Raw genomic sequence first — 5338 nt, forward strand, 5'->3', positions numbered from 1 at the left:
ACTCTTCAGTGTATTTCGAGCGTCCCGTGCCCATTCACATCTCCTGCAACAATCAAAGTCAATATACTCGATTGTCCGGAAACCGGAGGGAACTCCACTTCCTCCTTAAAGCTCAACTCAAGACAAAAATACCGGATCAAAAGAAAACACGTAAGGCGGTGCTGAGCGGACGGTTACTTCTCCACCATGCCAAAGTGCTTGATCCAGCGCTTTAGAAGATAACGATCAATGTTATGCTGGCGGGAAACATCAAGAACAGAGGCACCATCTACCCCAACCTCAGAAACAATCGCGAGCTTCTCTTCCCGCGTCCACTTACGCCGCACCTGTTTAACTTTAGACAAGGCCATCCTCCATAAAAATCAAAAGGAAAATACCCTAGGAAAAACAAACAAGTAAGGCGGTCTTGAGCGGTCGCTTACGATTGAGGTCATAAAGCGCTCTGACCACTGTAGGGGCTTCAAGGTCCTCCCCAGACGCTGGGTTGTCGAACGACCATTCGCATGGATGGGCAGGTGCCGCAGGCTGGCCAAAGACTGGGAGAAACGAACCGGCGTATCTCAAGCATGGGCAACCATTGCCCACATCAGAACGGTCTCAAGGAGAACCGCAAGATATTGCATTTATTAGAAAACTTTTGAGTCAGGCTCTAAGGCTTGTTACACCAATTGTCACTCTCCAACTGGGCATGTTGTTGGAGTCGTGATTTTAGTATAATATTCCTTGTATCAAGGAAGTGATAAAAAGCTGTCCGTGAAACTCCAAGTACATCAGCTATGCGAGCGCGTGTTAAACCTTTCTTAAACAAGAGTTGAATTTCCGCTTCTCTTCCGTCAAGTCTCGAAACTCCAAGTTTACCGCGCGGACGTCCTCTGGGATTTGTTTCCGCTTTCATAATTTCCGTCCGAACACTAAGCAACTTCACCCGTTCTTGCTCGAGTAACGTGATGGTATCTAAAAGCAATGTCGCTGGGAGTTCTAGTTCAATGTCGGCTCTTAATCGAATATCTTTGTTGATAATTATTAACTCTGCACCTGTCTCATGTATCAAACTAATCGTCTTCAAAGCATCTGCGATATTCAGACCTAAGCGACTTAAGTCTGGTACTAATACCAATCCCAGCCTACGAGATAGATCAACTAGCTGGTCTCGCTCTAGTTCAGGATTCTCACCATACTTAGGCATGCTAACGCAAAGAATTGAGTCTACTTTCAAATTCTTTCGCTCGGCATATTGTAGGACGATTTTTCTTTGGCCTGTTAGGCCCACCCCATCTCTACTTGCCCGGCAGTACCCCACTGCTGTGTTCTTATATGAGGTCATTTTCACTCATACACTCCCGAAGTGTTAGGTTAACGTACTTTAGATATCTACACATCAAGCTTACATGGTTCGATAACGCGCAATCCAGCGACGGACTCCGTAGATTGATGCAAAGTATTATAAATATATTGCCTCATAGTCATATAGAAATACTTCACATCTCGACACATTATCAGCAATAGTAAAATTGCGTCCTCGTAATATAACTTAGTATATCAGACAGTTAAAATCCATCAAGACGATATACATAATAATATATAATTACTATCTATTTACATAATGATAGTAATATTATCGTTTTAACTAAATGAGATTACAAACAACACAGCGGACGGCAGATTGTACTTTCAAAGGAAAATACCCATGCTAGCTTGTGGGGCAGGTTATTTAAACTTTCCATTGATCCACTAGCAGCTGTAATCTAGGTCAGAATCACTGGTTTATTAATTCATTACTCATCTAGTTTTGTCTTATTGAGTAAGCCAAAAACAGATTTATGCAGATGCAGATCGCCTGTTTCAGCTTTAGTCAAACAACCGCGTATAAAGCCGCCAAATGAATTTATGGGAGCCTTTGGGTTAGAACCGCGGCGCTCGGCTATCACGATGAGCGACGCAGCCGCACTAACACCAAGTTTGTTGCAAGCCTCCTGCCACGCTGGTTTTGAGATCCCCAAATAACCTGCAGCCAGCGTTGCTGCCTGTATGACGGCATCCCAATCGGCAGCGTCGTTCTTTGAAGCATAGCGGATCATGTCCCGCAGCATCGGACTGCTACAGGTTAGAATCTGTGCGAGTGTAATGTGCTCAATGCCTGAGTTCAAAAACCCAGCTGTTGTGGTAAGTTTTTCATGCTGCCCTGATGGATGCAAAATAGACTTATTCGGAAAAAAATCCAAGTCCTTAAGTACAGCGACCTTGCCGTCATCAAGAGCCGCATTCATATTAGGTTCCAAGAAGGGATCTGATTCATTATCATAAGATCGTGTCAGCCTATTACTTCTTTCACTAGGAGACAGTGTATTTATGCATGAATGAGGTTCCATTTTTTGCCCAGTCAAATCATCAAACGATTGTATTATCAGTTCATTACATGGTTCTTCAAACAGTTGTATAGAATTTAAAATTCGTATATTCCAACAGGTCAGTCGAGTGATAGTCACCTTCGATTCAATGCGATTGGGAAGGTCCATCAAAATACGTATCGCAAGAGTTGAAGCAACATGATCTGGCTCTGATTTCAAACGTTCGCGCAAAATACGTTTGTAATGCAAAAACTTCGCTTTTTCCTGCTTCCACTTCAGCTCTCTTTGGTCCCGATTTTCTGCCAAACGTAAAAGACGATCAAAGGAAGCGGCAAGGGGGGACAGATTAACACCAAAGGCCACCTCTAATTTACCCGTCGAGGACCTTTGACCATAGCGTCGGTGATTACCACTGTCCCGCCAACAAAGAAAACCAATCTTGTTAAGAGATCGTTCAATATTCAGCACTTGACGTTCGCAAATCCCGCGCTTTTTTGCCGTTAAACCCACTGTTAAGTATACAATTGGACTACTCCCATTACACCAATCCTGTTCGCGTGTATAACCAATTAAAAACTCTAGGTGAGCAATCTGCGTTGTTGTAAGTTTCAAGGCTCGGTGCAGGCGTTTGACAAGGGACAAAACGTCCCAGCGGCTTACTCCTTCAGGCAGTCCAGAAAAATTTTTGGCCGCTATTTCAGCAAACTCATTCTGTTGTCGCGATGTGTTGCCGAATTCGAACAAACTTGTCGGATTTTTTTGACACCTGTCCATCAATATGCATTCCATATATTTCCGATTTAACAGAAGAACTAAACCAACCTCAGGTAAAACTCCTACTTTTAGAGATGATTACACCCTAACTATAGCTTCTAAGACATCATTTATTGTGAAGTGTGTATACTTTTCTATATCCTAGCTTTTTTGCATTTTAAGTTAACTTAAATGCTTCTGTTCAACACATGTGTATCTTACACTATTTTTTCTCAAAACTCAGTGTCACAAATATGTCATATCCGTATATCCAAGATATATAACCAAGTATTGCTTTAGTAAAAATGAAGCTCATTCATTTATAAGGAAACATATTTTCATAGAATTAATTGATGCAAGCGATCCTTGAAATTATTTTCCAACGGATTACCTATTACTAATGCATTTTTGATATTCTCCAAGATTAAATTAGAGGCACAATTCATCTATTTTTAGAGCTATCTATTTGTGTAAACTCTGCCAACGTGGACTGGTTTAGGGAAAGTGGCGAGCGTTTGATAAGAGGTGGCTCGGGAAATCTGGACAGGTAGTCTAAGTGGATTTCCCCCCTGAAACTGGCATTATGCCATGAACAGGAGAATAACATGACAATGTGTATTCTGTTTTTGCTTTGATGGCCTTGGTTTACTTGTTCCTGATTTTTCTACTTTGTCACGCCGTTCTGGTGGATTGGATTTTTCCAAACCCAAATCCGAACGGGAAGCCATTCCCACAACCCTTGTGATAGTTAGCACTGGTTTAAAGGTCTTTGGCGCTGGCGAGTGGCAGGAAACCAAGCATGGAACGAAGAAAAAGCGCGGAAAGTTGCATAAACTTCATCTTGGAATTGACTTGGAGAGCGGGGAATTATGTGCAATGAACTGAGCGAAGATAGTGTTGCCAATCCAACCGTGGTACCAGATCTGCTTGACCAGATTGAAGGGCAGATTGCCACGTTCCTCGGTGTTGGCGCTTATGATGACTTCCCAACACGTCAGGAAATAGCGCACCGTTATGAAGGCGTTGAATTCATCATTCCACCGCCTAAAACAGCAACTCTCAGTCTTAAGGCTACGACTAATCCCACTGCACGTTACGGGGATATTCTTGCTATCCAGGAGTGGAGTTCCCCCCATTTCCTGCAACAATCAAAGTCAATATACTCGATTATCCGGAAATCAGGGTGAACTCCGCCCTTGTCCTTAACAGCGATCGGGGGCAACGCCCCAATTTTTTGAGAACTATTCATCAAAGTTAGCTTTGCTGAGCAGGCCAAAAACAGACTTTTGAAGGTGCAGATCTCCGGCCTTGGCTTTTGCCAGACAGCCGCGCACAAAGCCGCCATAGGAATTGATGGTGGTGGTCGGATCGGTGCTGCGGCGCTCGGCAATTACAATCAGAGTTGCGGCCGCGCTGCTCCCAAGTTTGCTGCATGCCTCCTGCCATGCTGGTTTTGAGATCCCAAGATATCCTGCAGCCAGTGCCGCGGCCTGGATGACAGAATCCCAATCGGCCCCACCACTCTTTGAGGCATTGCGGATCATATCGCGCAGCATGGGACTGGCACAGGCTAAAACCTGTTTGAGCGTGATGTGCTCAATGCCGGAGCTCAGGAGCACGGCTTGTGCTGAAGGCGGTTCAAGACCGGGCAGGGGAGGCGAGTTGGATCTGTCCTCATGTGCTATCGGGTGTTGACGTGCTGGAGCAGCGCTCCCACGCTCGATCTTTTCAAGAGCCCTTTCCGCGTTAGCGGTCAAAGCAATCTTCAAGTCATTGCCGGCAGGCAGTGTCCGCTCATTACTTCTTTCGTTAGAAAGTGTTTGTTTTGTATTGTTTGTATTTATGTGTCGGAACTGGATTTCCGACCTGTCGGAAGTTTTCTTCCGACCAGAGGTGTTTTGAGGATCGCAATCCGCTGCTGGATCGTCCTCGATCTGGTCAGTGGAAGAGGGGTCATGTACCTCATGAAACACTGCGATCAGCTGCAGCAATTGCTTGCTCCATTGCAACAGCTGGGTGATGGTCAAGCGTGCCTCGATACGGCGCGGTAATGACAGCAACAGCTTTTGCGCATCCCCTGCAGCTGGATGGTCCGGATGCAAGGTCAGCTGCTGTCTTAAGACCTTTTTGTGAAGCTGCAGCGTTGTCTTTTGCTGTTTCCAGACAAGGGCACGCTGCTCCAGTTCTTGCGCCATGCGGTGCAGCCGCTTGTAACTTGCGGCCAGAGGGGCAAGATT

Annotated in this window: 5 protein-coding genes and 1 pseudogene; 2 read left to right on the forward strand and 4 right to left on the reverse strand. The window is 45.0% G+C overall.

The window, feature by feature from the left end:
• Nucleotides 1–173 precede the first annotated feature (173 nt).
• On the reverse strand, nt 174–344 hold the full coding sequence (locus PPL9_RS31015) for a transposase (RefSeq protein WP_161831172.1): 171 nt from the start codon (nt 342–344) through the stop codon (nt 174–176).
• A gap of 76 nt (nt 345–420) precedes the next feature.
• On the opposite strand from PPL9_RS31015, the pseudogene PPL9_RS31020 reads away from it, so the two are divergent.
• Nucleotides 421–630 (forward strand): annotated as a pseudogene (locus PPL9_RS31020) (transposase); the annotation flags it as partial.
• Between the two features lie 19 nt (nt 631–649).
• Here the strand turns inward: PPL9_RS31020 and PPL9_RS00965 are convergent.
• Together PPL9_RS00965 and repC (PPL9_RS00970) are read right to left on the reverse strand one after the other, a co-directional pair.
• On the reverse strand, nt 650–1324 hold the full coding sequence (locus PPL9_RS00965) for a recombinase family protein (protein ID WP_057460895.1): 675 nt from the start codon (nt 1322–1324) through the stop codon (nt 650–652).
• Nucleotides 1325–1775: 451 nt separating this feature from the next.
• A complete protein-coding gene (gene repC, locus PPL9_RS00970) occupies nt 1776–3122 on the reverse strand; it encodes a replication initiation protein RepC (protein WP_161831174.1) in 1347 nt (448 codons plus the stop codon).
• A gap of 848 nt (nt 3123–3970) precedes the next feature.
• On the opposite strand from repC (PPL9_RS00970), the gene PPL9_RS00975 reads away from it, so the two are divergent.
• Entirely contained in the window at nt 3971–4288 is a 318-nt protein-coding gene (locus tag PPL9_RS00975) for a hypothetical protein (RefSeq protein ID WP_057460897.1), read from the forward strand.
• A gap of 54 nt (nt 4289–4342) precedes the next feature.
• On the opposite strand, the gene repC (PPL9_RS00980) is transcribed toward PPL9_RS00975, so the two are convergent.
• The coding region (gene repC, locus PPL9_RS00980) for a replication initiation protein RepC (RefSeq protein ID WP_057460898.1) at nt 4343–5338 on the reverse strand (996 nt) is incomplete at its 5' end.

The organism is Pseudovibrio sp. POLY-S9, from assembly GCF_001431305.1.
Taxonomy (GTDB): domain Bacteria; phylum Pseudomonadota; class Alphaproteobacteria; order Rhizobiales; family Stappiaceae; genus Pseudovibrio.